Source organism: Pseudomonas sp. NBRC 100443, assembly GCF_030268185.1.
Classification (GTDB): Bacteria; Pseudomonadota; Gammaproteobacteria; order Pseudomonadales; family Pseudomonadaceae; genus Pseudomonas; species Pseudomonas citronellolis.
Genome location: NZ_BSQE01000055.1, coordinates 1 through 801, shown reverse-complemented (window position 1 = coordinate 801; position 801 = coordinate 1). Strand labels below are relative to the sequence as shown.

The following is an 801-nucleotide window of genomic DNA, read 5'->3' as shown; positions in this document are numbered from 1 at the left end:
CGGTGAAGAGCGTCGCGGCACTGGCGATGCAGGCCTGGCACCGTGTCCGGCGGGGCTATGTGCAGCGGCGCACCGCCATGGGTAATCAGATCCGCGGGCTGCTGCTGGAGCAGGGCATCGCCCTGGCACAGGGGGATGTGGGCTTGAAGCAAGGTGTCACCCGGGTGCTGGAAGACGCCCACCAGCCGTTGCCGGCGCTGCTGCGCGAGCTGATCGACGAGATGCTGAACGAATGGAAACGGCTGGGCGAGCGTATCGCCGCGCTGACCGGGCGTCTGGAAGCCTGTGCCGCCGCCGACCCGACAGCGAAACGGCTGATGACGGTACGTGGTATCGGTCCGATCACGGCCACGGCCTTGCTGGCCAAACAGGTCGAGCCGGAACGTTTCGCCAATGCGCGTCAGTTCGCTGCCTACTTCGGTATCGTGCCCGACCAGCACAGCAGCGGGCAGAAGGTGCGGCTGGGCAAGATGACCAAACGTGGCGACGCCTATGTGCGCAGCCTGATGGTCGTAGGCTCGCATGCGGTGTTGAAGCAACTGCGGCCCGATTCCGAACACCCGGACGATCGGCGCCTGCAGCGCTGGCTACAACGTCTGGGGCGCAAGGGCGCGGCAGTGCGACTGGCCAACCGCAACCTGCGTATCGCCTGGGTGCTGCTGTGCAGCGAACAAACCTACCAGCGCAAGCCGAATGCTTGCCGGGAGATGGAAATGAGCCACTGATCAACGAGTTCCCGCCAACGGGGCGCCAAGTCGCTCCAACCCTTGCTGAAGAACATTGACCCCTGGTCAGACCGTC

1 protein-coding gene is annotated in these 801 nt (G+C 65.2%); it reads left to right on the top strand.

The features are described from left to right. The coding region (locus QSJ95_RS32475) for an IS110 family RNA-guided transposase (RefSeq protein WP_285647874.1) at positions 1 to 725 on the top strand (725 nt) is incomplete at its 5' end. Positions 726 to 801: the final 76 nt, after the last annotated feature.